The organism is Paenibacillus chitinolyticus NBRC 15660 (assembly GCF_000739915.1).
GTDB lineage: Bacteria > Bacillota > Bacilli > Paenibacillales > NBRC-103111 > Paenibacillus_F > Paenibacillus_F chitinolyticus.
Genome location: NZ_BBJT01000003.1, coordinates 230,111 through 255,637, shown reverse-complemented (window position 1 = coordinate 255,637; position 25,527 = coordinate 230,111). Strand labels below are relative to the sequence as shown.

The window sequence follows — 25,527 nt, the reverse complement described above, 5'->3', positions numbered from 1 at the left end:
AAGAGGAAGGACCGATCATATGCGGAAGACGAAAATTGTTTGCACCATGGGGCCCTCATGCCGCTCCGTCGAGGTATTGAAGGAATTGATCGCAGCCGGAATGAACGTGGCAAGAATTAACATGGCTCACGGAGAGCTGGAAGATCACAGCCTGCAGATCAGCCGGATCCGCCAGGCGGCGAAAGAAATGGGCGCCATCGTACCGGTGCTGATGGACATCAAAGGACCGGAAGTACGGATCGGCCTGCTTAAGGAAGCGTCGTGCGAAGTGAAAACGGGGGAATCCCTCACGCTGACAAGCGAAGAAATCGCGGGAGACAGCACACGCATTTCGGTTAATTATGCGGAACTGCCGCAGGTCGTGAAGGCTGGGGACAAAATTTTGATCGACGACGGTCTGATCGAGCTGAGAGTCGTTTCGGCGGCGGGAACGGAAGTGTCGTGCGAAGTGATTAACGGCGGCGTCATCAAGCCGCGCAAAGGGGTAAACCTGCCGGGCGTGCATACGACGCTTCCCGGTGTCACGGAGCGGGACATCCGCCATATCGAATTCGGCATTCGCGAAAAGATTGAGATTATCGCCATGTCCTTCGTGCGTAAAGCGGAAGACGTGCTTACGGTCCGGCAGCTTCTGGAGGATCAAGGATGCGGTCATATCCAGATCATCTCCAAGATCGAAAATCAGGAAGGCGTAGACGAGCTGGAAGCTATCGTGGAAGCGTCGGACGGAATCATGGTGGCCCGCGGGGACCTGGGGGTTGAAATTCCGGTCGAAGATGTCCCGGTCATCCAGAAAGTGATGATCGAATCCTGCAACCGGGCGGGCAAGCCGGTTATTGTCGCCACTCAAATGCTCGATTCGATGCAGGTCAACCCGCGCCCGACCCGGGCCGAAGTCAGCGACGTCGCGAACGCCGTTCTGCAAGGCTCCGACGCGATCATGCTGTCGGGAGAGACGGCGGCCGGCAAGTATCCGGTCGAGTCGGTGCGCACGATGGCTACGATTGCCAAGAAAGCCGAGGGGCTATACATGGCGGAGGCGAGCCGCCGGCAAGCGGGCGTTCCCGCGGAGGTCAACGTGACGGAGATTATCAGTCAGGCGGCCGTCAGCGCTTCGGAGGCAATCGGAGCGAAAGCGATTCTGACGCCGACGATGAGTGGGTACACCCCGCGGATGGTGTCCAAGCACAGACCGAAGGCGCCGATCATCGCGATTGCGCCGAGCGACGAAGTTTTGACCAAGCTGTGCCTGCTGTGGGGTGTCTTTCCTGTGAAAGGCGAGTTTGTCCAGACGACCGACGACATGTTCAAGGCCGCGGTATCCAGCGGCACTGCGCAGGGGCTGCTCCAAAGCGGCGATTACACCGTCATCACGGCGGGAGTGCCGATCGGCAAGACGGGAACGACGAACTTGATTAAAATCATGCAGGTATAGAAAGAAAGCCTCCCGGCGACGGGAGGTTTTTTTTGCTGCAAGCGTGAACGCTATTCATTCGGCTGCCTTTTTAGGGTCGTGTTAAAGACATTGTATCCGCCTTTGTCATGCAACTTTTTCCAACTTATAGAGTCTAAATGGTAGGATTTAGGAAAGGTGGAAAATCACAATGAAAACGGCGTTTCTGCTGGTCTTCCTTCTTGCGGTTAACACGATCTCCACATCCGTTCCGGAATCGGCTTCGGGAATAAGCTCCAAGCAGGCATTATCTATCGCCCAAAGTCATGTTTCGGACCGGAAGGCGGAATGGAAGGTCGGCTTAACGCAGTATCCTCCCGAGCTGTTTGGAGAAGAAGCCGGACAAAGCGGATCGTCTGCGGCACGCACGGAGAAACGAAAGGTTTGGAAGGCGGAAGCGAAATTCGAATCCGGAAACAAGGAAGTCTATTACATCGACGCATCCAGTGGCAAGCTGCTGAGCTTGTCCGAAATCGAGGCTTCCGAAAGCGGTTTGCGCGAACTTCCCGTCGCGTTGGAAGCGAGGCAGCTTCCTCATCCGTCTTTTCAGGAATCCGGCGTGTCAGCTTCGGAAACCACTGGAGTTTCCAGTTCTCTCAACGTAACCCTGGAAGAGAAAAAGGGAGGATTTCGGCTAAAACTGGCTGAAGAGAAGAATACGACGGCAACTGTGATGCAGTCTCTCGTTTCTCCCGATAGCGGAAAAACCGTCCTGCACCTCGTCCGCAGGACATCCCCGGCCGAAGGAGGAATCCGGTACCGGCTCGATCTCGTAGCCATGCAGCCTGCGAAGAAGACGTTCAAGGTGTTTTCGTTTGCCGATCTGCAAATGGGAGACACTTATTCGACCGATACGCTGGCCATGGGATACGGCTTCGGAGACGATTCTCATGTCGTTATGATCCAGCCTGTCGGGAAGGCGGGCGGAGCGGGAATCGGCTACCGGATCGTGTCGCTGGACGTCGGCAGCGGACGGCTTCGTGAGCTGGCGGCTAACGTCCCTCCCGATCTGTCCCCGGATTTTCTGGCATCCGGCTGGTTAAACGCGGACGGAAGCAAGCTGTACTTGAACAGCTACCGCGGGGGCAAGCTGTGGATCGCGGACCTTGCGGGCGGCGGCGTCAAAGCGCTCGATGGTACTTTCAGCCACACGTGGCCGGTGTTCCGTTTGTTCAAATCGCCGGACGGGGAGCGCTTCTGGTATGAGAAGGACGGCTACCGGCTGTATGACGGTAAAGGCGTCAAGCTGGCCGATCTGCCGGCGGATACCGGTTTGCATTCGAACCCGGCGTTCAAATGGAGCCCGGAGAGCCGCTACGCCGCTTACGATTATACGTTCACGAAAAGCGATGAGAACGTGATAGGCGGAGAAGATCGCAAGGTGATTGCTCCGCAGGGGATCAAGATTTTCGGCCGGGACGGAAAACCGGTGTGGAGTACCGATGCGCGCGAGCTGAAGCACGGGGATCGGCTGGAGCTTCGCGGCTGGATCGGCGGCAGTGGCGAAAGCATCGGCAGCGCCCTGAGCGCCGGTAGCACCGCTAACGCCGAAAGAAGCAGCAGCCCCAACGCGGCTATTCTTCGCAGCTATACCCTGGAGCGAGCGGAAGACCGCGAGCCGAGGAAAACGGACTCGGTCTATCATCTCGTTCAGCCCGCAACCGGGAAGCTGACGAAGCTAAGCGAGGCGAAGCTTGCCGAATTGCATAATCCGCAGCCCGTCCTGGGACAGTCTGGTGCGCTCATGCTGGTGGATGCAGGGAGCGCCCTGTATACGCTTGTCGGTGACGAGACGAATTCCGCGCGGCCTGTGAAGCTGCTCCCGGCCTCTGAATCGAAGCTGCTCTGGGCGGAAACCGACTATGCCAAAGGCAGCGTGACCATAACCGCGTATGACATCGCGTCGAAAAAGGTCCGGACCACCGAAACGAAAGATCTGTCGGGCGGGGATCTGCAAGCGGCCGGTGAGGAATATGTGATCGATTCCGAGCTTGTTTACCAAAAGCTTCAATGACTGAGCCGGCAAGTTAGAATTACGAGATCCGCCTCCGGGCGGATTTTATTTTGCGCTTCTAAGAAAAGGAGGATTCGCACGGGGATCTTTTGCGGTATAATGGACAGATGTACGTAACGATGATGTGGAGGCACGGCCAGATTGAGAAATTATCCATTTGCATTTGATCCGACGAAACCTTTTATTCAGCAGGCAAGCGACTGGATTGCCGACGTGTTTTACGAGCTTCTGCCGGAAGCCGGTTTTGAAGTGAGAGACGAACAAATTTATATGGCGTTTCAATTGGAGAGGGCTTACCAGGAGAAACAGACCATCTTTGCGGAAGCGGGAGTGGGAACCGGGAAAACGCTGGTGTATCTGCTCTACGCTCTTACGTATGCGCGATATACAAGAAAACCCGCGATTATCGCTTGTGCGGACGAGTCGCTGATCGAGCAGTTGGTCAAACCCGAAGGGGATATCGCCAAGCTCGCCCGGCATCTCGATCTGACGATTGACGCCCGGATGGGCAAGTCGCAGCATCAATACATTTGCCTGAATAAGCTGGACGACACCCGGGGCGGCGGTTCTGACGACGAGGAAGTCTTCAGCGAGATTTATCACGGCCTTCCTTCGTTCGTCCACTATCCGGACACGCTCCAGTCCTTCTATCCGTACGGCAACCGTAAGGAGTACCCTGAGCTGACGGACGAGCAGTGGGAACGAATCGGCTGGGACGTGTTCCAGGACTGCCTCGTCTGCAGCCAGCGGCATCGCTGCGGCCAGACGTTGTCGCGCGAGCATTACCGCAAGTCCGCCGACTTGATTATTTGTTCCCATGATTTCTACATGGAACATGTCTGGACCTACGAGGCCCGAAAGCGGGAAGGCCAGCTTCCTCTGCTGCCGGAGCACAGCTCCGTTGTTTTCGACGAAGGGCATCTGCTTGAAACGGCCGCTCAGAACGCGCTCACGTACAAATTGAAGCATGCGGTGTTCGAAAGCATCGTCATCCGGCTTCTGGAAGGCGAGATCAGAGAAACGCTGGCCCTGGCCATCGAGGAAGCCATCGTCCAGAGTGAAACGCTGTTCCGCGTGCTGGATGAGAGCAGCTATTCCGTCCCGGCCTCGGACCGGAAAGAATTCGCCTGGAGCGAAGAGTTGAAACGGGAAGTAAGCCGGTTCCGGCAGCTGATCGACGTGATCGAGGAAGAGCTCGTATTCGAGAGCGGACTGTCCACACTGGATGATTACCAGCTCAAAATCGTCGAGGAGCATCTGGAAATGATTCAGCTTGCTTTGAGCTTGTTCGATAAGCCCGGCCAGCTCATTTCATGGGTTACGGAGGATTCCGACGGCATCACCCTGGTCATCATGCCGAAAATGGTCAAGGAGATTTTAAGAGACCGCGTGTTCTCGAAAAAAATGCCGGTCGTGTTCTCATCGGCGACCTTATCCGTCAACGGTTCTTTTGACTACATGGCGGGCAGCCTCGGTATCGAGAGCTTCCTTTCGTTCTCCGTTCCTTCGCCTTACGATTACAGCACCCAGATGAAGGCGAACCTGTATCCTGACAAGCCGGAGGAGGATAAGACCGGTCGTGTTCTGGAACTGCTCAAGCAATCCGAAGGACGTGCGCTTATTCTGTTCCCGTCCCGCGAGGCGCTGGGAACTTTCAGAGGGAGCTTGGCGCTGTATCCCGAATCTGCCGATTACCGGTTTTTGTTTGAAGGCTCGGCGGAAATCAGTCACCTCATCTCGTCGTTTCAAAACGACGAGGAAAGCGTCCTCTGTGCGGTAACGCTGTGGGAAGGATTAGATATTCCGGGGCCCTCCTTGTCCCATGTTATCGTCTGGGAGCTTCCGTTTCCTCCGAACGATCCCGTCTTTGCGGCCAAGCGGAAAGATTCGGCTCAGCCGTACGAAGACGTGGACATGCCGTACATGCTGCTCCGACTGAGGCAGGGCATCGGGCGGTTAATCCGGTCACGCGACGACCGGGGCATGGTGTCCGTTCTCGGTCTTGATTTGGACAATCCCGCAATCAGAGAGCAAATCCGGGGCCTGCTGCCGGATTAAGCGGGATGGAAGATGTTGCCGATTTCTGTCGTATCCGCTATGATAGACAAGATGCTTCCGGTTCACATTCCGTATTTCGTGTAAAATACGGCCGGACGATGAATTGAATAACTCGGTACAGGTGCTTGCCGCAGAGATTTTGCCGCGGTACAGCTTAATAGGGAAGTCCGGTGCAATGCCGGCGCGGTCCCGCCACTGTAACAGAAGAGTCGCAGCAACCATAGTCACTGGTATCCGTACCGGGAAGACTGCTGCCGATGATGACGCTGATAGCCAGGAGACCTGCCTGTATCCGTAACACGATCAACCTACGGGAGATAGGGAGGTGTTAGATGCGTTCCGTACTGAAATTACGAGCGTCTTTCCCTTTGTCTGCAAACGAAGGGGGAGGCGCTTTTTTGCATGGTCAGTCCTAAATATATCAAGGATCGAGGTGAGGACTTGCAGTCGGTTTGCAATAAAGAATCGGTACGGGAGATCGGGGACGCACGCTCCGCATCTGCCAAAAAATACGGAAAGGCACGCGCTTTAACCGCTTTTCCGCTCCTCCTGGGCGGCTTGTCGCTTTTCCTTGTGATCTCCGTAACGGCAGCCGTCATGCTCGGTTCCGTGCGGATCGAGCCCGTCACGGTCTGGAAGATCGCACTGTCTCATATGCCGGGAATCGGCAGCCTGATCGAGCGGGATTGGACGAAAGCGCAGGAGCAAATTATCTGGAACATCCGCTTTCCCCGCGTCCTGCTCGGTCTTGTCGTAGGAGCGGGCCTGTCCGCGGTCGGAGTGACGATCCAGGCGCTGATCCGCAATTCGCTCGGCGATCCTTACATACTCGGGGTATCGTCGGGCTCGTCGGTTGCGGCTACCCTCGTTCTGCTATTCGGCGGCTTCTCGTTTCTTGGCGCTTACGCGCTGCCGGTTTCGGCCTTTATCGGCTCCCTCGTCGCGATGGCGCTTGTCTTTACCTTCGCCAAGGTAGGAGGCCGCATTTCGACCACCCGGCTGCTGCTTGCGGGAACAGCCGTTGCGAGTATGATGTCGGCGTTTACGAGCTTTATCGTCACGATGGCCCCGAACGCCCAAGGCATCCGCTCCGTCGTTTACTGGCTGATGGGCAGCCTGGCCGGCGCGAAGTGGGAATACCTCACCGCACCGGCTCTGATCGTGGTGTCCGGTATCCTTTTCCTGCTCTTTCAGCACCGGTCGTTGAACGCTCTTCTCGTGGGGGAAGGCGCAGCGGGAACGATGGGGGTCAATGTGCCCGCGTTCCGGACCTGTCTGGTGATCGTGACCGCGCTCATCACGGGAACGATCGTGTCCGTCAGCGGCTCCATCGGTTTTGTCGGCCTGATGATTCCTCATATCGTCCGGCTGGTGCTTGGCTCCGACCATCGCAAGGTGCTTCCGGTCAGCGTCCTTTTCGGGGCGGTCTACGTCATATGGGCCGATGTGCTGGCCAGGCTCGCGCTTGCGCCGGAAGAGCTGCCGATCGGCATCGTCACCGCGATATGCGGCGGCCCGTTCTTCATCTGGCTGCTCCGCAGAAGCTCATACGCGTTCGGAGGAACTTCAAAATGAACATGGAAGCGAATCATCTTTCCCTGAGCATAGGGGCCAAGAAAATACTCGATTCCGTAACCCTGAACGTTCGCGAAGGCGAGTTTATCGGCCTGATCGGCCCGAACGGGAGCGGGAAATCGACCCTGCTCAAAACGGTCTACCGCGAGCTTAAGCCCGACGCGGGACAGGTGTTTTTGGATGAGCGGGAGCTGCTGAATCTGCCTTACAAAAAAGCGGCCGAGCTGATGGCCGTCGTCAGCCAGGAATCTTCCGTCGAGTTCGATTTCAGCGTGGCGGACATGGTTCTGATGGGAAGATATCCCCACAAGAAATGGTACGAAAGTGATACGGAGGCAGACCGGGGAATATGCCTCCGGGCCTTGGAAACGGTCGGACTCGGACACTTCGGAGAACGCAGCTTCGCGACCTTGTCCGGCGGAGAGAAGCAGCGGGTGCTTATCGCCCGGGCGCTGGCTCAGCAGGCGAAGTTTCTGATTCTGGACGAGCCGACGAACCACCTGGATATCCGCTACCAGCTCCAGATCATGGAACTGGTCCGCTCGCTGGGGATCACGACGCTGGCCGCTCTTCACGATCTGAATATGGCGGCTTACTATTGCGACCGTCTCTACATCATCAGCGAGGGAAGGATTGCGGCGGAAGGAACGCCTGCGGAGCTTCTCGTCCCTGCTGTTCTCCGGGACATATTCGGCGTTCACGCCGAGGTGAACCTGCATGCCCTGACAGGCAAGCCTGTCATTACATACTTGCCGGAATCTTTTTATAACGAAGGACTAAAACAGACGGAGGAATCCTTTTGAACCTTATGAAATCTCTTAAACTTTCTTTATTCGTATGCCTGGCTCTTGTCTGCATGGCCGCTATAAGCGCCTGCTCCGCTGCCGATTCAACCAAAGAACTTGTACCGAGAGGGGCTGCGGAGTCGGCGGGAACACCGGCGGCAGCCGTAGAACTTGATAATATGGGACAAAAGCTTCATTTTTCGGAAGCGCCCAAACGGGCCGTGTCTTTAAATCAGCATGCTACGGAAGTGATGCTTGCGCTTGGCCTGGAGAAAAATATGGCCGGCACCGCATACCTGGACGATCAGATCTTGCCGGAGCTGCAGGAGGCGTACAAGAAAGTTCACGTTCTCGCCAAAACGTATCCGTCCAAGGAAGTTTTCGCGGAGGCCGCTCCGGATTTTGCCTATGCGGGCTGGAAAAGCGCGTTTACGGAGAAAAGTCTGGGCACCCGGGAAGAACTCGCCAAACAGGGGATTCAGACCTATGTGCAGGAATCTTCCAATAAAGCCGCTCCGACCTTAGAGGATGTGTACCAGGATATTTTGAACATCGGCCGCATTTTCAGGGTGGAGGCCAAAGCGAATGAGCTTGTGGACGGCATGAAGCAGCGCTTGAAAGACATTCAAGAGCAAATCGGCACGGTCGGGACTCCTCAGAAGGTGTTCATCTACGACAACGGTGAAGACAAAGCTTTTACGGCGGCCAACACCTACATTACGAGCTTGATCAACATGATCGGCGGCAAAAATATTTTCGACGATATTCAGAAAAGCTGGGTCGAAGTCAGCTGGGAAGAGGTAGTCAGCCGCAGCCCGGACGTGATTGTCATTATGGATTACGGCGATACGCCGGTAGACAAGAAGAAAGAGCTTCTCCTCGGTAAAAGGGAGCTGGCCGATATTCCGGCGATTAAGAACAAGCGGCTGCTCGTTCTTCCTCTGTCGGCCGCTTCCGAAGGAATCCGCGCCCCGATCGCTCTGCAGACGCTGGCGGAAGGGTTATATCCCGATAAAGTACATAAAAAATAACCCTTCTTTTCCGATCCGATTTTGAACAGCGCCGATAAGAGCCGCCTGACTGGATGGAAGGAATAAAATGAGCCCCTGCGAAAGGGGCTTTTTTTATGCGATTAAGCTGAAATTGGTCACAGAGAAGTGATTTAAGAAAGTTTTAATAGATGTTTCATAAGGGGTTTATTTTTTTTGCCTATGATGACAGTGGCAGTAAAATACGAAGGGTTCAGGAGGAAGAAGATGAACAAGAAATGGCTTGTGCTGGGAAGCGTAATCGGAATCAGCAGTCTCATGATGGTCACGACGGGAATTAGCGCCATGGCGGGAACTTCAGGGTATGACGCCTACAAGTCCGCGTTGAAGAACACCAAGACCGTGCAAAGTGTGACCGTTCAGGCGGCAGGATCTTTGCAGGATAACGGGAATGTGGCCCTGAGTGCAAACGGCACGTTTAAAATGAGCCGGGAAGGCGGCTCGGCAAGCGGTTCGGGTGAAATTTCTGCGAGCGGCGTGAAACAATCGTTTCAATTTTACAAGCAGGGGGACCAAGCGATTTTCAAACCGGGAAGCGGCGATGTGTATTATGTAAAAGATGCGGCGGCCGAAGCGCATAAGCGCTTTAAAGGCTCCGCGGACAAAGAAATGCCGCAGCAAGTGGAAACCGTGGTCGACGCGTTGGTCGGCAATCTGAAAGATTATGTCGCCATCGATGTGAAAGAGGACGGGAGCAAACGCGTATCAGCGGAGCTGGACGGCGCTCAACTGCCGGCTGTCGTTCAGGCGATTGCGCCGATTGTCATCAAGCAGGGAGCCAAGGAGCACGGAGAGCCGGAGAAAAAGAAAGCTGACACCGCGGCCAACCCGTTCGGCAATGATTTTCTGAAAGGAGCCGCACCCGAGCTGACCGATGCTATTCGCCTGGAGAAGGTGGCCGTTAACGCGACGATCAGTCCTTCCAACTATATTCAGCATCAGGAGGCGGAACTGACCGTATCCGGCAAGGATGCCGGCGGCAAGACTCATCAAGTTGTCGTACATCTTCAGGCGGATTTGTCCGGATACGATAGCACCACGCCGGATACGGTGGATCTGAACGGCAAGAACGTACAGCCGATAGAGTCCAAGCACCGGAACAAATGGCAGGGCAAAAACGGCTAAACGGGCCGCATATTGTTTCGTCCGCAGCGGATGGACGCGGGTTACCGTCGTCCGCCGGCTGCCGGACGAAAAAGGAAGAGGTGATACGGATGCAACCTATTTTGGAGGTCAGCAGCTTAACGAAGCTATACCGCGGAAGCGGACGCGGAATAAGAGAGGTCAGCCTGCGGCTGGAGGCAGGTGACATCTATGGTCTGCTCGGCCCGAACGGAGCGGGAAAGACGACGCTGCTGAAGCTGATCACGGGGCTGATCCGGGCCGATGGCGGCACGGTTACCCTGTTCGGCGTCGACAGGAGCCTCCATCACGAGCAGGCGATGGCGAATGTCGGCTGTATGATCGAATCGGCCGATTTTCCCGATTTTCTGACGGCCTGGCAGTATCTCCGGCAGTCCGCACGCTTTTATCCGCAGGTGACGGAACAACGGATGGAGGAGGTGCTGGATACCGTCGGATTGCTTGGGGTTCGCCAGGAGAAAATCAAAGGCTTCTCGGCGGGTATGAAACAAAAGCTGGCGTTGGCGGCCGCTGTGCTGCCGAGGCCGAAGCTTGTTCTGCTGGATGAACCTACGAACGGTCTGGATATCGAGGGAACGGTGATGTTCCGAAGTCTGATCCGCAGGATGTCGGCGGAAGAAGGGACCTCGTTCCTTATTTCCAGTCATATGATCCACGAGCTTGAGCAGCTTTGCAGCCGGGCGGGGGTTCTGGCCGGCGGCAGTTTGAAGATAGAAGCGGACGTCTCCGGTTTGGTACTGGAAGGCGGGACGCTCGAAGATTTTTACATGAAACAAATCCGGGAGAAGGGGGAGCTTCAAGGTGCATAGATGGAAAGCGGGTTACGTGAACGAGCTTTATTTGCTGTTGTACCGGAAAAAGGCCGGCATCTTCGGGGCGGTCTCCATCCTGCTTCCGATTCTGTTTGCCGTCTCGTTACAGGCGCTCGAGCCTGTGCTTGGATTGCTGGCGGTCGGCGGCTCTTTTCCGATCCAGATGCTCGGTTTCTACACGGCGCTGTGGATTCCCCTCTTTATTTTGACGCTTACGGGCGACCAGTTTCCTCACGAAGTTGCCTCGAGGACGCTTAAACTTGCTTTTCTGCGTCCCCATACACGCTTTCACATATTCACCGCGAAGGTGGCTGCCCAGGGAACCGCCGTCGCTGTCCTGCTGGCGCTGCTCTTTGCGGTTACGCTGCTGTGCGCGATGTTCACGGGAACGCCCTTGGGCTTAGCCGAAGGATTGTCAGCCGCCAAAGCGTATGCGGCCGCGTTTGCCTCCATGCTTGCCCTGTCGGCCGTATTTGTTTTTGCCGCGCAGTTTTTCAAAAGCGCCAGCGGATTCGTCGTCTTCGGTATCGCTTTGTATGCGGCCGCCAAGCTGGCTCCTTTCTTCGTCCAATCTTTCCCGGCGTTCTCGCCCGTGTCTTACACGGATTGGCATCTGCTTTGGCTGAATGACGGGGTTCCGGCGGGCAGACGGATAACGGCTTCTCTGTTTCTGCTTTCCAGCAGCCTCTTGTTTTTTGCCTTCGGTTATTATAAATTTGATCGAAAAGAAGTGTGATCGGGGAAAAGCCTATGTCTATCCGTTTCAAACTGCTGCTTTCGTATGCCGCAATGCTCGTTATCCCGCTTGTTATGATGCTCATAACGGCGATGCTTCTCGTCGTGGTGTTCCGCGGGGATTTGCAGTCGATCAAAGACCAGTACGGCGAAGGCGAAGGCCGCTTCGAGAATCACGGCATCGAGCGGCTGCTCAAAGAAATCAAACGCACCACGGAAATTGATCCCGCGGCTTTGACAGATGCGTCCTACCTGGCGGAAATCGACGGGGAGCTGCAGCGGAACCAGTCCAATCTGATCCTGCGCAAAGGCGATGAAATTGTTTATGCGGCAGCCTCCTTTCCTTATCCGCAGCTTCTTAAGAACCTGCCGGCATATGAGAAGCCGGGATACGTGAAGATGTCCAAATCCGAGCGGATCGGCAAACAGCTTGTCGAAGTCGTTCATGCGGATTTCAACTTTGAAGACGGTCAGAAAGGCAGCCTGTTCGTCGTGACGGCCGTAAGCCCGTTCGTCACTTTCGCCCGGAAATTTTTCCCGATCTTGTTTATCGCTTTAATCGTCATTCTCATTCTTACGCATACGCTGCTGACTTATTTCGTTTCCAGAAGCATCATTAAACCGCTGAATACGCTGAAAGCCGCCATGAAACGGATAGAGGCCGGCGATCTCGATTCCCGGGTCGTGCCTTCGGGCAGGGATGAAATCGGGGAGCTCAGCGCGGCCTTCGAGCAGATGAGGATGAAGCTTAAAGCGTCCATCCAGACGCAGCTGCAATATGAAGAAAACCGAAAAGAGCTCATTTCGAATATTTCTCACGATATCCGGACTCCGCTAACGGCCATACGGGGGTACGTTGAAGGGCTCGGGGACGGAATTGCGGATACCGAGGAGAAACGGGAGAAATACATCGGCATCATTACCACCAAAGCGGAGGAGATGGATCACCTGATCGACGAGCTGTTTTTATACTCCAAACTCGATTTAAATCGTGTTCCGTTCAATTTCGAGAGAGTCGATCTGTATGCGTTTATCGAAGATTTATCTTCGGAGCTGGAGTTCGAGCTCGGTAAACAAGGCATCCGGTACTCGGCCGATATCAGGCTGAAACCGCACACGGAGCTGGCGATAGACCGGGATAAAATCAAGCGTGTTTTCGTAAACATCGTCGACAACAGCGTCAAATATATGAATAAACCCGATAAACAGATCGGGCTGAAGGTTCTGGGAACCGGAGAGGAGGTCCGGATCGAACTATCCGATAACGGACGGGGCATCGATCCCGAATCTCTTCCGCATATCTTCGAGCGATTTTACCGGGCCGATCCGTCGCGCAACAGCGATACCGGAGGCAGTGGCCTGGGCCTTGCCATTTCCAAGCAGATTATCGACGGCCACGGGGGCACGATCCGGGCAAGCAGCCTTCCGGACGAGGGCAGCTGCATTACGATCGTGCTTCCGATCCGAACGAATAAAGAGAGTGATTCCGTATGAAATCCATATTGATCGTGGAAGACGAGCGTCTGATAGCCGAGCTGCAAAGAGATTACCTGGAGGTTCACGGGTTCGGAGTCGATATCGCGGAGGACGGGGAGAACGGACTGCGTCTCGCCTTGACCGGAAATTACGATCTGATCCTCCTGGATCTCATGATTCCCCGCATCGGCGGGTTTGAGGTGTGCAGGAAAATCCGGGAAGAAAAGGACATTCCGATCCTGATGGTCACGGCTAAAAAAGAAGACATCGACATTATCCGGGGTTTGGGCCTCGGGGCCGACGATTACATCACCAAGCCTTTCAAACCCGCCGAACTCGTCGCGCGTGTGAAGGCGCATTTGTCCCGTTACGAGCGGCTGATCGGTCCCCTTAAAAGCAAGGAGGAAGTGTCCATTCGGGAGCTTGTCATCCAGCTCGATTCCCGCCGGGTTTTTCTGCGCGGCAGTGAAATTACGCTGACGACGAAGGAATTCGATCTGCTCTGGTTTCTCGCGCGCAATCCCAACCGGGTGTTCAGCAAGGATCATCTTTTCGAGAAATTGTGGGGCATGAATTCGCTCGGCGATTCTCAGACGGTTACGGTCCATATCCGAAAGCTGCGGGAGAAAATCGAGCTGGACTCTTCGAATTCTGAGTATATCGAAACCGTATGGGGCGCGGGCTATCGCTTCCGCTTATAGAATATCGGGGCAAATTGGAGCAGGAGGCGGTTGCGGGCCTGCTTTTTTGCTTTTCGGAGAAAGTCGGCGGATTGGCAACTATTCCTTTTACGGCTGGTTTGCCGGGAAAATGTTTGTTCCGGTGAAACACCGTGCGGTCGAAAACAGAAACCTTGTTTCAAAAAATTGACCGAGGGTAAATAAGACATAGGCAACGCCACAATGCCAAAAAAATTCAATACCTGTAAGGAGTGATTCAAAATGGCACGTAATGACGACAACAAAATGAGCCGTGAAGAAGCAGGACGTATGGGTGGAGAAACAACCTCAAAAAATCATGATAAAGACTTTTATCAGGAAATCGGTCAAAAGGGCGGCGAAGCCACTTCCCGCAATCATGACAAAGATTTCTACCAGGAGATCGGTCAAAAAGGCGGCGAAGCACGCGGCAACAACGGAAACAACGGTAGCAGCGGCGGCGATGGCAAAATGAGCCGTGAAGAAGCCGGTCGCAAAGGCGGCGAAGCAAGAGCCCGCCAGCGTGATCGCAACTAAACGAACCGTAGACAATCGGACACGCAGCGCCCCTTATCATATAAGCTATGGAAAAAGTCCGCCTAAATCCGGCGGGCTTTTTTAATTATAATCAAACTTTAGCCTTACTTTTGGTTAAATGCCCTATAAAATAGAACACAATCTATTCAGGAGGTGTCGTTCATGCAACAAAGCTCAAATGAAACCCCGAGCAGAAAAGAACAAACCAAAAAGTGGGGAAGACGGCACGTGCGATAAGCTTGCCGATGAGCGGATAAGTGGATACAAAACGTGACGTGCCGTCTGCCTGAAAGGCGGACTTATTCATGAATGTACACGCGTCACAAGTTTATTTAAGATTAAAATTCGGCTTGGCACTGGCCAACAGTGTCATGTTTACAACGTATGCGGTGTATTTTATCCAGACACTGGGCCTGACACCGCTGCAGCTCCTGCTCGTCGGAACCGTTCTGGAGCTGACTGTGCTCCTGTTCGAAGGAATTACCGGGGTAGTGGCGGATACGTACGGCCGCAGGAAATCGGTCATCCTCGGGATGTTCGTGATGAGCGGCAGCTTTTTCCTGGAAGGCAGCGTGATAGGGGCGGGTGCGGTCGTGCCCGTTATCTCGTTGTTTGTCTGGGTGCTTATTTCCGAGGCTATCCGCGGATTCGGAGAAACGTTCCTCAGCGGCGCGGATACCGCCTGGTTCGTCGACGAAGTCGGTGAAGAGCATGCGGGACCGGTCTTTATGCGTGCGAAAAGGTGGACGCTGACTGCGGCTTTGTTCGGAATCGGAATCAGCGTGGGACTTTCTACGCTGGCTGCGAACTTGCCGTTTCTGGCAGGCGGCCTCTTGTATGCCGTATTGGGGGTTTACCTTCTCCTGCACATGAAGGAGACCAAGTTCGTCCGTCAAGAGAGGCCGCCGGGAAGCGGACCTTGGACGGAACTCAAGTCTACCTGGCTCACCGGTGCCCGAGAGATTTCCTCCCGGCCCATCCTGCTGATGATGTTGGCTGTGACCGTATTCAGCGGGGCGGCATCCGAAGGCTACGACCGGCTGTGGGAAGCGCATCTTTTGAAGGAAATCAAGTTTCCGGCCGAACTGCCCATATCCGCCGCCCTCTGGTTCGGGCTCATCTCCGTCCTGACGATTCTGCTGAGCATGCTCGCGATGTGGATCGCCGAGAAGCGGCTGGATACGACGGATGAACGCATCGTGTTCAAAAGCATGTTCGTGCTGACGGCGCTGCGAATCGCAGCCGTTCTGTCGTTTGCCTTCTCGCCGAATTTCGGCTGGGCTCTGGTCTCCCTTCTCGCCGTAGGAGTCATCGGTACGGTGAGCGCCCCGCTTTTCGAAACTTGGCTCAATCTCAACATTGAGAGCCGGGCGAGGGCGACGGTGCTATCTATGATGAGCCAATCCGATGCGCTCGGCCAAACCGCGGGCGGTCCGTTCGTAGGCTGGATCGGCAACCGGCTGTCCGTCCGGGCGTCGCTTACGACCGCGGCGGTCCTGCTGCTGCCCATTCTGTTCGTGTTCGGACGCGTTCTTCGCAAACGGCAGTAAACCGAAATACACCGAAAGACCTATGTCTATAGACATAGGTCTTTTTTTACTCGGAAAAGTCGGAACTTCCTCAAGAAAGATTGATTCTCTTTGCGAATGGTCCTGCTGAACAGGAAGTCTCTTATCGTACGGGGTACGGGGATCCTACCGCCGTCTTTTAAGCTGCATTTTGAGCCGACTGACGAACAGATGGGCGGCTTGGGAGTAGGGCTGTTCTTTGGGATGTACGCACCAAAGGTACGAGGGCTGCTCGCCCGGAAGCTCCGCGTCAACCATCACAATATCGCCGTTTTCGTAATCCGGGTTCCCGTAAAACGTGTAATCCGTTCCGAGAGTGACGGCGATTCCCTCCCGGACCGCTTTGATGATCGCGTCGATATTGTTGCTCGTGAACAGAACGTTCACAGAATCGCCGAGCGTGGCGATAAAGCGGGCAATATACTCGTCATGGTAAAGCACAAGCTGATGAGCGGCCAACTGGTTCAGCGAAAGTGATTTTGCCGCGGCCAATGCGGAATGCCGGCTCACGCCGACGACCATGCGCCCTTCGACAAGCGGTTCGGCATGCAGGCACGCGTTTTCCAGAATCGTATCCGGGAACAAAACAAATCCGATATCGACGCGGTTATGGCGCACATCGTCGATAATTTCTTTGGTGCCTTTCTCGATCATTTCCAGCCGGATGCCGGGAAAATCTTTTTTAAGTTCCGTCAGCGTATCGACGAGCAGAGAGACAGGACCCGGGATCGTGGCCACGCGGAGCCTCGCGTTTTGCAGCTTTCCGTAGCTGTTCGCCTCCGCTTGCAGCTGATGGACCTGACTTAGAATGGCCGACGCTTTACCGAGAATCATTTGCCCCTCCGGTGTCGGAACCGCCCCAGTACGCGACCGGATGAAGATGCGTACGCCGAGTTCTTTCTCCAGGAAAGATATCGAACGGCTGATTCCCGCAACTGTCATATGTTTATTTTGCGCAGCCTGGGTCAACGTTCCCGCCCGGGCTACCTCTACGATGAATTCCAGCTGTTCCAGATTCATTTTAACGACTCCTTGATATTAACTTTAAGTTAAGGTTAGTTAATTAATATGAAATATAATTAATCTTGAGTATATGATACGATCTAATCAAGGTCAACGTGTGACAAAGCGCACACCACCGACATATATACCAGACAAGATTTTTTTGGAGGCGGAATTTATATGACAACCACTCAACGTGTAGCAGTAATCACAGGCGGCGCAAGCGGTATCGGCCGTCAAACTTGTTTAAAATTTGCCCGCAAAGGCGACCGGGTCGTCGTAGCGGACTTCAATGAAGCGGCCGGTATGGAAACCGTAGAGCACATAAAAAAAGAAGGCGGAGAGGCGATTTTTGTCAAAGTCGATGTTTCCAGTCAAGAAAGCGTACAAGCTCTCGTGGATGAAGCGGTTGCCAAGTTCGGCCGTATCGACGTGATGTTCAACAATGCGGGAATCGGCGGTGCCGGACCCGTTTTGACTCAAAATATGGATTTGTATCACAAAACGATCGCGGTCAATCAGCACGGGGTCGCGTACGGTATTATGGCCGCTGGGAACAAGATGAAAGAGCTCGGCATCAAAGGTGTGATCATCAATACCGCTTCGGTTTTCGGTTTCCTCGCTTCTCCCGGAACCTTCGCCTACCATGCGACCAAAGGCGCCGTTATCATGATGTCGAAATCGGCGGCACTCGAGCTTGCTCCTCACGGCATCCGTGTCATTGCGATAGCGCCGGGCGCGGTGGATACACCGATCATCCAAGGCTTCAAAGATAACGGCATGCTCGAAAGCATGAAAGCGAAAGTGATGGGCGGCGAGCTGACGAAGCCGGAAACGGTAGCAAACTCCGTCTACCTGCTTTCGCTGGAAGAAGCGGATGCCATTAACGGCAGCGTAGTCATGGTCGACCAAGGGTACGCCTCGTTTAAATAAGAAAATTGCCTCCCCGTACCATCAGGCAAAAAGTCTCTCTTCATCCGGAAGAGAGGCTTTTTTTATGAAATCCCCCATCCTAAGTAAACTTTATGTAAAATCAAATTCACCCGTTTTTTTGCCGATGGCCGTGGTATGATTTGGGAAAATAGTCATTAAGGAGAAATGGTATGGTTATTACGATCCGAAACATGTGTATACCTGAAGACTACGAAGGCACGGCCGTTTTGCTTAGCACATTTTATTCCGAGCCGATTACGGTACAGCGCATGCGTGAAGAGGATGCCGCGAGTCCGCAGAAGGGCGAGTTGACACGTGACGAGAACGGAAGACTGACCGGTCATGACCGTCAGCGTCTTGTGGCCGTAAACGAATCGGGTAAAATTATCGGCTACGGCTGTTCCTGGCGGGCTCCCTGGACGGCTCCGGGTACGTTGTACCAAAAGGTCCTCGTCGATCCGGCGGAAAGGAAAAACGGCATAGGACGCGGAATTTACGCGAAGCTGGATGCCTATGCGGACGAAAACGGAGCCAGTAAAATCGTAGGCGAAGTCCGCGATAACGATCGGGATTCTCAAGCTTACGCGTCAGGACGCGGTTTTGTCAGGGACCGTCACCAGTTTGAATCCCTCATCGAATTAGACGGGTTGGCGGCTGAGACAGATGGCAGATCGGCAGACACGCCGGAAGGGATCACGCTGACCACGCTGGCGCAAGTTCCCGGAGAAGAGATGGAGAAGCGGGTCTATGAGCTCTACCGGAAAACCCACCCCGACATTCCCGGCTCCGAGGGAGAATTTATGTGGTACAGCCAGTGGCGCAAAGAGAATCTGGAACGGGAAAGCTTCGATCCGTCGCTGTTTCTGCTCGCTTTGGACGGAGACAAACCGGTCGGAGCCGCCGAGCTGTATGAAATGAAGCAAACCAACAGCGTTTACAATCTCTATACATGTGTGGACGGGGATTACAGGGGAAAAGGCATCGCTCTCGCGCTCAAACGCAAGTCTATCTCTTTGGCAAAAGAGCGGGGCTACGGCTATATCCGGACGAACAACGATTCCCAGAATGCGCCGATGCTTGCCATTAACCGGAAGCTCGGTTATGTGCCTGTCCCGGGCTATTACCGCATGTTTAAAATCCTCGAATAAATCGTCTCGCAGCCTGCCGGCTTTATCCGGCAGGTTTTTGGCTGTTTAGTGACCCAAAAGGGCAGCTTACAATTTTGTAAGCTGCCCCCAGTATTTTGTCATGGAAATCGATGGGACCTGCCTCTGGAATCCGTTACACTGGAAGCAACACGATACCAGTAAAGGGGTACAGTCAGCGATGAAATCACAACCACCGCGTATGCTTACTATCTTCTTGTCAGCCGCCATTATCGGCAGCTGCATGCCTGCAGCCGCCATGGCTTCCCAGGACGGAAAAATCCCGCAGACACTCGCTTCACAGGCTTCGGCTGCCGGAGAAGACTACTTGCCGCTTCGCGCGCTTTGCGAATGGGTAGGCATTCCCATTCATTGGGACGAAGCCAAGCGGACCGTAACCGCCGCCAAAGACAAGCATATTCTTAGTTTCGTTCTTGCGAAATCCGGTATGCCGGCGGCCGACCTGGAAGGCATATCTTTAGCACCGGATGAAGTGATCCTGCTTGACAGCACCGCCTATATTAAACGGGAAACTGCCGTTAAAGCGTTTGGCATTGAAGCGGCTTGGTGCGGCGGAAAGCTGGAGATTCCCGCCCGTGATCTCGCCGCAAGAGCCCGAGCCTTTGTGACGCAGCTTCAAAAAAACAACCGTGCAGGCACGGACGCCCTGACGAACGATGCATTCAAGGAAGCCGGACTTCCGGAAGGGACGGTCCAGCTGGTCAAACAGCTTGCACAGTTTCCGATCACCCGAGAACGGATCGAGAGCAACGCAGTCCACCGGACTGTCATCCTCACCTCTGAAAGCCCGAAGATGAATTTTGATCTGGAGATCCGGTTCGACAAAGACGGCTGCGTGGACGATTTTTATGCCGGAATGGCTTTTGAAGGGTACCAGCGGCCTTCGTACGACAAGCCCGACGCTTATAAGGAGCGCAGAATGGTTATCGGGACCGGCGATCATGCCGTGGAAGGCACCTTAACCGTTCCGGCCGGAAAGGGTCCGTTTCCGCTGGTGATTCTCTTGCAGGGCGACGGGGAACTGGACCGGGACAGCACGGTGTTCGCCCAAAAGCCGTTCCGGGATCTCGCCGTCGGATTGGCAAACGACCAGGTAGCGACACTCCGGATGGACAAAACGACCCGGGAGCATTTCGCGCAGCTTAACAGTCATTATACGATCGGAGACGAGTTCGTGGAACCGGTACTTGAGGCGGTCAAGGCGGCCCGTGTAGATCCGGACGTCGACCCCGGCCGAATATACGCGGCAGGCCACAGCCGAGGGGGCTGGATGATACCGCGGCTGCTGGCAAAGGACACGGACTCGCTTATCAAAGGAGCTGTGGTGCTGGCTGGAGCCGATCCTCGCTATACGGAGATCGATTCTTACGAGCACGAAGAACTCGGCGGGATGATTCCGAAAGAACAGCTGGCCTATTACCGTAAGCAATTGGAGCTGGTGAAGGCCGATTCATTCGATCCAAAGTCGCCTCCAGCCGCTTTCGAGCTGCCGCCGAATCCTTACTGGTGGCACGATATCCGCGGTTATTCACCGGCCGATGAAGCCAAACTCCGCAGCGCCGCTATGCTGGTACTGCAGGGAGAAGAAGATTTCCAGGTGCCGCTGGCGAGCCTGAAGGGGTGGAAGGAAGTATACGCGGGGAACCCGGCCGTGACTTATAAAACGTACCCGAAGTTGACGCATTTGTTTACGGAAGGCAAATTGGAGAACGGCATTGGGAATTACAAAATTCCCGCGAGTGTACCGGAGACCGTTATCGCAGATATCGCGGCTTGGATCAACGGCAGCGCGTCGGTCCCAAAATAAAACAAACAAAAAAAGCCTGGTTCCCAGGCTTTTTTTTGCCACCAACTTTGAGAGGCGGTGTCTAGTATTTTTGGCTGTTGTTGGACATATAAGCGATTGACCCGATGATAGTACCCAACAGTACGAGGGCGACCGGAATTCCGATCAGCTCCATGATGGCAGCCTCTGTACCGCGGTAGGTCGTAGTTCCGACGACCATTGGAATTTCCAGACCCAGCACGTTCAAAATAAACACGATAACCCCAAGAATGACTCCCAGCAGAACAAACGGCTTTAAAAACCGGAAAATATATGCGGCCATTTTCAAACGCCTCCTTCACTTACTTCTTTTTATTTTCTTAACCCTTAGACGACCTCCAAAAGGATACCCCTTCAAAATATGGGTGAGGTTAACAATTTTATTTAACCTTTAATTTCCGTTTTGAATACGTCGCCAAAACAAGCAGAACCGATGCCGCCAAAAGAACGCCAATAATAAGCAGGGAAGCGGAAGTAAGATGGTTGGCGGAGCCGGCGGGTACTGCGGTGCCCATAAAATCCGCATAATACAGTTGGTTGAAAGGACCCAGGAACCACAGGAGCATGTAAATAAGTTCAAAGGGGCGTTTGGACTCCGTCCATATGCCCAAAGCAAGGGCAAAACTCGGTACGAAAAACGCCGCCGCGACAGCGTAAATCAGATGGACCACATCGCCCGTTACGATAAAACGGATGAGCATCCCGCTCCCTGTAAGGAGCACGGCCAGGAAACCGGACAGCCACACGGCAGGGATTTGTCTTCTGACATAGCCGGGTGACGAAGCGAGGACGGACAGTGTGCCGTACTGGTATTCGCGATTGCCCATCGAAGACCAGAGTGAAATCGGCCAGATCCAGGCAAGCGGCCAAATCCATCTCAGTGCCGTCGTAAAGGGAAGGAACAGGCACAGAAGACCGAGAATCACCGCCACAACATACCAGCCGGGTGGAAAAGCGGCGAACTGAAGCCGGAACTCCGCTCCGACGAGGGGGAGAAACCGGTTGTTCACCCGCACAGGCGTCAGCCCGGCTGCCGATGCAAGGGCGGGACTTTTCGCCGCAGCGGGTTCCGCCGGCGTTTTTTTCGCCTGCTCCGGGGCTGGCGCTCTGCCGCCGCGGGAACGGGCCGGTACGGTTTGACCGGCGGCGGTGCCGGCATTGGGCCCTTGGACGACGACCGGGCTTTCCTTGAAGCCGCGGAAAAGGCGGGAGGCCAGCAGGCAGATCAGGACCGCGACAAGCAGCAGAGCCGCTTGTTTGATCACAACGTCCCAGGTCCAGCTTATGCCGTCCCAGACGAATAGCTTAAGCGGACTTTCCAGGAATAGAATTCCTTGCCCGTATGTACCTTCATAATCGGCGTGAGTGAGCAGCAGCTTTTCGCGCATCGCCTTGGTGATGACGTCGTTTCCCATGCCCGAATACAGCGTGGACATCGTAACGCCGGTAAACAAAAGCAGATATAGCACGATGCCGAACGGACTCCTGAGCACCGGACGGGTTTCGAACAGGACGGCCATGGCTGAAACAACCGCCAGGGCAGGAATTACAACAAACAGATACGGGGCCAAATAAGCACCCAGGTGAAGCGTGTAGTCTTCGCCCCGGACCCACTGCATACAGATCGCGACGGGAATGACAACGGCGGCAATCACCGCCAAAACCAGAAAATTGCTGAGTGCTTTTCCGAGCAGATAATGGGATTTTTTCAGCGAGGAGCCTTCGATGATCTGGCCCACACGGGTTCTTTTATCGCGCTCGATGCCGTTTCGGACCAGAAAGAAGCCGAAGAAGGATAAAAACAAGGAGGTCGAAACCGCCGTTGTTCCGCCCACCCAAGCCGAGTTATAGATCCCCCGGAATTCTTCGAAATACAGCGTAACGTATCCGGCATCCGAGGGAGGCACGAACAGATAAGCTGCTAGAATCGTTAAACCGAGCGTAACGAGAAAACTGAACCGCCGTGTTCTTTCCAGAAAATCCGCCAGGGCTACCTGATAAGTAATGTTCCATGCGTTCATCACGCGTCACGCCTCCTTATCCTGCGCTCAAATAGAGGTAGGCGTCTTCAATTCCCGCATGAACCGCTGTCGCCTGCTCGTTTGGCGGAGTCTCCGACACCACGCGGAGCAGGAGCCCGTCTTCGCGACGGACGGTTGCGCTGATGAGCCACTTGGCGCGGGCTTCCTGGAGCTGGCTTTCGGGTATGACCACGTTCCATACTTTTCCCTGTACATGCCGCAGAAGCTCCCCGGGATTGGAGTCGCTGATGAGCCGGCCTTTGGAGAGGATGGCGATTCTGTCCGCCGTCGCTTCAATGTCCGATACGATGTGAGTGGAGAAAATAATAAGACGTTCACCTGACAGGTCGGTCAGCAGATTGCGGAACGATAGGCGCTCGGCGGGATCCAGCCCGATTGTGGGTTCGTCGATAATAAGCAGCTTGGGATCGTTAAGAAGGGCCTGAGCGATGCCGATTCGCTGTTTCATGCCGCCCGAGAAGCTGCCGATTCTTCTCTTGCGCACGTCATACAAATGCAGCAGTCCGAGGAGTTCGTCGATGCGTTTCTCCGCGGCCTTGCCGCTTATTCCCTTTACCGCCGCCATATAGTTCAAAAATTCATGGGCGCTGAGATGCGGATAGACGCCGAAATCTTGCGGAAGATAGCCGAGAATACGGCGAATTTCTTCGGGATTTTCACGAATGCCGACTCCGTTCCACGTAATGGTGCCCTCGGAAGGCTCCGAAATGGTGGCTAATAGCCGCATTAAAGTAGATTTCCCGGCTCCGTTAGGACCCAGTAGGCCTAGAATGCCGGGCTGTACCTGCAAATCGACATGGCGGAGCCCCCATACATTTTCCTGGTACTGCTTACCGATATTGCTCATTGAAAGTAGGATGTCGGCCACCTCAAATCTAACAAATATTAGCAAAATAACCAAGATATCAAGAAAAAGTATACACAGGAAATATGGAAATGTCTATAACTAAAAACCATATTTACCAAAAAATTATAATTTAAAATTAAATAATTAAAAGACAAAATAAGTAACAATAATTTCAATTTTTTATTATTTGAAAATGCATTGACAACATTTGTAAACCTACTCTATCATAATTTATGAAAGAATTGGTAAATTCGACTTTCTTTTGCTACTTTAGACCTCCAAGAACTCCTCAGATGATTCGTTAGTCTCGCGTTTAGTCGGGCGTTTGGACTAAGGACACCTCAAGAACCCAGCCCACATTACTGGAACAAGCTCTGCCCTCATCATGAACTGCCTGAATAGCTTTTCGGATTGAAGCTGACCTCGAGCATTTTTTTAAAATGCTGCTTTATCAGCGGTTATTTGTCCTGCAAAAAAACACAGATGGAGGATGAAATGATGAATTCGTTCGAACTTTTGGAGTCAAATGTAAGATCCTACAGCAGGGTATTTGGAGATGTGTTCCGCACGGCTAAAAATTCCATGATGTTTACGGAAGAAGGCAAATGCTTTCTCGACTTTTTCGCTGGAGCGGGGGCTTTGAATTACGGGCATAATCCCGATTTTATCAAAGGGAAATTGCTGGAATATATCGGGTCCGATGCGGTAGTTCACGGTCTGGATATGTACACGACGGCCAAGCGGACTTTTATCGAAACGTTCAACGAACTGATTCTGGCGCCGAAAGGGCTGGACTACAAACTGATGTTCTGTGGGCCTACAGGCACAAATGCGGTCGAAGCGGCACTGAAGCTGGCGAGAAAGGCGAAGAAACGGACAGGCATCTTTTCGTTCAGCGGCGGTTTTCACGGCATGTCTTACGGCGCCCTGGCCGCAACGGGTAATTTGTACAACCGCGGGGGCGCAGGCGCTCCGCTGCACAACGTGACGTTCATGCCATATCCTTACGGGTTCAATGAGTCTTTCGACACGATCGGCTATATGGAGAATGTGCTTACGGACGCGAACAGCGGTATCGAGAAGCCGGCTGCCGTCATTCTTGAAACCGTTCAGGCCGAAGGCGGCGTAATCGTGGCTCCGGCGGAGTGGCTGCAGCGGTTGAGCGCTCTGTGCAAAGAGCATGACATTCTGCTTATCGTCGACGATATCCAGGTCGGCTGCGGACGTACGGGATCTTTCTTCTCGTTCGAACGGGCGGGAATTCGGCCGGATCTTGTCGTGCTGTCGAAATCGATCAGCGGTTATGGTCTCCCGATGTCGCTTCTTCTCCTGAAGCCGGAGCTGGATGTATGGCAACCGGGCGAACATAACGGTACGTTCCGCGGAAACCAGCTTGCTTTCGTCGGTGCGACGGCGGCGCTGGAGTTCAGAATTTCTTCGAACCTGGAGGAATCGGTGAAAGAGAAGGAAGCATGGGTCAGCGACTATCTGCAAAAAGAAATCGTTCCCCTGCACCCGGCCATCACAGTCCGCGGACTCGGCCTGATCTGGGGAATCGATCTGGGCGGATTGGAAGGCGGCGAGCAGGCAGCCAAATTCGTGGCGTCCCGCTGCTACGACCAGGGTCTCATTATCGAACGGTCCGGAAGAAATGATACAGTCGTGAAACTGATGCCTGCCCTGACGATTGATTCCGAGCTGCTGGAGCAGGGCTGCAAGATCGTCAAAGAAGCGCTTGCCGCTTATTTCGAGCAGGCGGGACTTTCCGCCCGCAAGGAAGCGACGCTTGAGCCGGTTTGATTTTTAACC

General features: G+C 54.2%; 21 protein-coding genes and 1 riboswitch. Of the genes, 17 read left to right on the top strand and 4 right to left on the bottom strand.

Annotated features, from left to right (window positions below):
- Positions 1-19 precede the first annotated feature (19 nt).
- The 13 genes from pyk (at position 20) to PCH01S_RS06490 (ending at position 15,885) form a co-directional block, all read left to right on the top strand.
- A complete protein-coding gene (pyk, locus tag PCH01S_RS06550; RefSeq protein ID WP_042227851.1) occupies positions 20-1,435 on the top strand; it encodes a pyruvate kinase in 1,416 nt (471 codons plus the stop codon).
- A 169-nt stretch (positions 1,436-1,604) separates the two neighbouring features.
- Positions 1,605-3,467 carry a TolB family protein gene (locus PCH01S_RS06545; RefSeq protein WP_042227850.1) on the top strand — a complete coding sequence of 621 codons (1,863 nt, stop codon included), beginning with the start codon at positions 1,605-1,607 and terminating at the stop codon, positions 3,465-3,467.
- A gap of 141 nt (positions 3,468-3,608) precedes the next feature.
- On the top strand, positions 3,609-5,525 hold the full coding sequence (locus tag PCH01S_RS06540) for an ATP-dependent DNA helicase (protein WP_042227848.1): 1,917 nt from the start codon (positions 3,609-3,611) through the stop codon (positions 5,523-5,525).
- Positions 5,526-5,627: 102 nt separating this feature from the next.
- Positions 5,628-5,829: riboswitch (cobalamin riboswitch) on the top strand.
- A gap of 98 nt (positions 5,830-5,927) precedes the next feature.
- On the top strand, positions 5,928-7,100 hold the full coding sequence (locus PCH01S_RS06535; RefSeq protein WP_042227847.1) for a FecCD family ABC transporter permease: 1,173 nt from the start codon (positions 5,928-5,930) through the stop codon (positions 7,098-7,100).
- Complete coding sequence (locus tag PCH01S_RS06530; RefSeq protein ID WP_042227845.1) at positions 7,097-7,903, top strand: ABC transporter ATP-binding protein; 807 nt, start codon at positions 7,097-7,099, stop codon at positions 7,901-7,903. Before PCH01S_RS06535 ends, PCH01S_RS06530 begins: the two co-directional genes overlap by 4 nt.
- A gap of 5 nt (positions 7,904-7,908) precedes the next feature.
- On the top strand, positions 7,909-8,916 hold the full coding sequence (locus PCH01S_RS06525) for an ABC transporter substrate-binding protein (protein ID WP_042228840.1): 1,008 nt from the start codon (positions 7,909-7,911) through the stop codon (positions 8,914-8,916).
- A gap of 225 nt (positions 8,917-9,141) precedes the next feature.
- Positions 9,142-10,059, top strand: a complete 918-nt coding sequence (locus PCH01S_RS06520) for a hypothetical protein (RefSeq protein ID WP_042227843.1) — start codon at positions 9,142-9,144, stop codon at positions 10,057-10,059.
- A gap of 89 nt (positions 10,060-10,148) precedes the next feature.
- Complete coding sequence (locus PCH01S_RS06515) at positions 10,149-10,886, top strand: ABC transporter ATP-binding protein (protein WP_042227841.1); 738 nt, start codon at positions 10,149-10,151, stop codon at positions 10,884-10,886.
- Complete coding sequence (locus tag PCH01S_RS06510; RefSeq protein ID WP_042227839.1) at positions 10,879-11,625, top strand: ABC transporter permease; 747 nt, start codon at positions 10,879-10,881, stop codon at positions 11,623-11,625. Before PCH01S_RS06515 ends, PCH01S_RS06510 begins: the two co-directional genes overlap by 8 nt.
- A 14-nt stretch (positions 11,626-11,639) precedes the next feature.
- Entirely contained in the window at positions 11,640-13,118 is a 1,479-nt protein-coding gene (locus PCH01S_RS06505) for a sensor histidine kinase (RefSeq protein ID WP_042227837.1), read from the top strand.
- The gene (locus PCH01S_RS06500) at positions 13,115-13,801 is read left to right on the top strand and encodes a response regulator transcription factor (protein ID WP_042227835.1); all 687 of its coding nucleotides are present in this window, start codon (positions 13,115-13,117) and stop codon (positions 13,799-13,801) included. Before PCH01S_RS06505 ends, PCH01S_RS06500 begins: the two co-directional genes overlap by 4 nt.
- 240 nt (positions 13,802-14,041) lie before the next feature.
- On the top strand, positions 14,042-14,335 hold the full coding sequence (locus PCH01S_RS06495) for a KGG domain-containing protein (RefSeq protein ID WP_042227833.1): 294 nt from the start codon (positions 14,042-14,044) through the stop codon (positions 14,333-14,335).
- Positions 14,336-14,640: 305 nt separating this feature from the next.
- Complete coding sequence (locus tag PCH01S_RS06490) at positions 14,641-15,885, top strand: MFS transporter (protein ID WP_042227831.1); 1,245 nt, start codon at positions 14,641-14,643, stop codon at positions 15,883-15,885.
- 144 nt (positions 15,886-16,029) lie between these two features.
- Here PCH01S_RS06490 and PCH01S_RS06485 read toward each other — a convergent pair whose 3' ends face one another.
- Positions 16,030-16,923: a LysR family transcriptional regulator gene (locus PCH01S_RS06485; RefSeq protein WP_042227829.1), complete on the bottom strand. Its 894-nt coding sequence runs from the start codon at positions 16,921-16,923 to the stop codon at positions 16,030-16,032.
- 162 nt (positions 16,924-17,085) lie between these two features.
- On the opposite strand from PCH01S_RS06485, the gene PCH01S_RS06480 reads away from it, so the two are divergent.
- The 3 genes from PCH01S_RS06480 (at position 17,086) to PCH01S_RS06470 (ending at position 20,811) form a co-directional block, all read left to right on the top strand.
- A complete protein-coding gene (locus PCH01S_RS06480; RefSeq protein WP_042227828.1) occupies positions 17,086-17,838 on the top strand; it encodes an SDR family NAD(P)-dependent oxidoreductase in 753 nt (250 codons plus the stop codon).
- Positions 17,839-18,008: 170 nt separating this feature from the next.
- Positions 18,009-18,986 (top strand): GNAT family N-acetyltransferase, encoded by a 978-nt coding sequence (locus PCH01S_RS06475; RefSeq protein WP_042227826.1) that lies wholly within the window; start codon positions 18,009-18,011, stop codon positions 18,984-18,986.
- A gap of 178 nt (positions 18,987-19,164) precedes the next feature.
- Positions 19,165-20,811: an alpha/beta hydrolase family protein gene (locus PCH01S_RS06470; protein ID WP_084706548.1), complete on the top strand. Its 1,647-nt coding sequence runs from the start codon at positions 19,165-19,167 to the stop codon at positions 20,809-20,811.
- 61 nt (positions 20,812-20,872) lie between these two features.
- Here the strand turns inward: PCH01S_RS06470 and PCH01S_RS06465 are convergent, their stop codons facing one another.
- From PCH01S_RS06465 to PCH01S_RS06455, 3 genes are all read right to left on the bottom strand, one after another.
- Positions 20,873-21,112, bottom strand: a complete 240-nt coding sequence (locus PCH01S_RS06465; protein ID WP_042227822.1) for a hypothetical protein — start codon at positions 21,110-21,112, stop codon at positions 20,873-20,875.
- A gap of 97 nt (positions 21,113-21,209) precedes the next feature.
- Complete coding sequence (locus tag PCH01S_RS06460) at positions 21,210-22,850, bottom strand: hypothetical protein (protein ID WP_042227820.1); 1,641 nt, start codon at positions 22,848-22,850, stop codon at positions 21,210-21,212.
- A gap of 16 nt (positions 22,851-22,866) precedes the next feature.
- Complete coding sequence (locus tag PCH01S_RS06455) at positions 22,867-23,718, bottom strand: ABC transporter ATP-binding protein (RefSeq protein WP_084706547.1); 852 nt, start codon at positions 23,716-23,718, stop codon at positions 22,867-22,869.
- 498 nt (positions 23,719-24,216) lie between these two features.
- On the opposite strand from PCH01S_RS06455, the gene ectB reads away from it, so the two are divergent.
- Positions 24,217-25,518 (top strand): diaminobutyrate--2-oxoglutarate transaminase, encoded by a 1,302-nt coding sequence (gene ectB / locus PCH01S_RS06450; protein WP_042227818.1) that lies wholly within the window; start codon positions 24,217-24,219, stop codon positions 25,516-25,518.
- The last annotated feature ends 9 nt before the right edge of the window (positions 25,519-25,527 follow it).

Bases quoted from the DNA above. Each gene is read 5' to 3' on its own strand.
- PCH01S_RS06545 (WP_042227850.1), top strand. From the start codon at position 1,605: ATGAAAACGGCGTTTCTGCTGGTCTTCCTTCTTGCGGTTAACACGATC.
- PCH01S_RS06455 (WP_084706547.1), bottom strand. From the start codon at position 23,718: ATGAGCAATATCGGTAAGCAGTACCAGGAAAATGTATGGGGGCTCCGC.
- PCH01S_RS06525 (WP_042228840.1), top strand. From the start codon at position 7,909: ATGAAATCTCTTAAACTTTCTTTATTCGTATGCCTGGCTCTTGTCTGC.
- PCH01S_RS06530 (WP_042227845.1), top strand. From the start codon at position 7,097: ATGAACATGGAAGCGAATCATCTTTCCCTGAGCATAGGGGCCAAGAAA.
- PCH01S_RS06505 (WP_042227837.1), top strand. From the start codon at position 11,640: ATGTCTATCCGTTTCAAACTGCTGCTTTCGTATGCCGCAATGCTCGTT.
- PCH01S_RS06475 (WP_042227826.1), top strand. From the start codon at position 18,009: ATGGTTATTACGATCCGAAACATGTGTATACCTGAAGACTACGAAGGC.
- PCH01S_RS06500 (WP_042227835.1), top strand. From the start codon at position 13,115: ATGAAATCCATATTGATCGTGGAAGACGAGCGTCTGATAGCCGAGCTG.
- PCH01S_RS06495 (WP_042227833.1), top strand. From the start codon at position 14,042: ATGGCACGTAATGACGACAACAAAATGAGCCGTGAAGAAGCAGGACGT.
- PCH01S_RS06490 (WP_042227831.1), top strand. From the start codon at position 14,641: ATGAATGTACACGCGTCACAAGTTTATTTAAGATTAAAATTCGGCTTG.
- PCH01S_RS06485 (WP_042227829.1), bottom strand. From the start codon at position 16,923: ATGAATCTGGAACAGCTGGAATTCATCGTAGAGGTAGCCCGGGCGGGA.
- PCH01S_RS06460 (WP_042227820.1), bottom strand. From the start codon at position 22,850: ATGAACGCATGGAACATTACTTATCAGGTAGCCCTGGCGGATTTTCTG.
- PCH01S_RS06470 (WP_084706548.1), top strand. From the start codon at position 19,165: ATGAAATCACAACCACCGCGTATGCTTACTATCTTCTTGTCAGCCGCC.
- PCH01S_RS06515 (WP_042227841.1), top strand. From the start codon at position 10,149: ATGCAACCTATTTTGGAGGTCAGCAGCTTAACGAAGCTATACCGCGGA.
- PCH01S_RS06480 (WP_042227828.1), top strand. From the start codon at position 17,086: ATGACAACCACTCAACGTGTAGCAGTAATCACAGGCGGCGCAAGCGGT.
- ectB (WP_042227818.1), top strand. From the start codon at position 24,217: ATGAATTCGTTCGAACTTTTGGAGTCAAATGTAAGATCCTACAGCAGG.
- pyk (WP_042227851.1), top strand. From the start codon at position 20: ATGCGGAAGACGAAAATTGTTTGCACCATGGGGCCCTCATGCCGCTCC.
- PCH01S_RS06465 (WP_042227822.1), bottom strand. From the start codon at position 21,112: ATGGCCGCATATATTTTCCGGTTTTTAAAGCCGTTTGTTCTGCTGGGA.
- PCH01S_RS06535 (WP_042227847.1), top strand. From the start codon at position 5,928: ATGGTCAGTCCTAAATATATCAAGGATCGAGGTGAGGACTTGCAGTCG.
- PCH01S_RS06520 (WP_042227843.1), top strand. From the start codon at position 9,142: ATGAACAAGAAATGGCTTGTGCTGGGAAGCGTAATCGGAATCAGCAGT.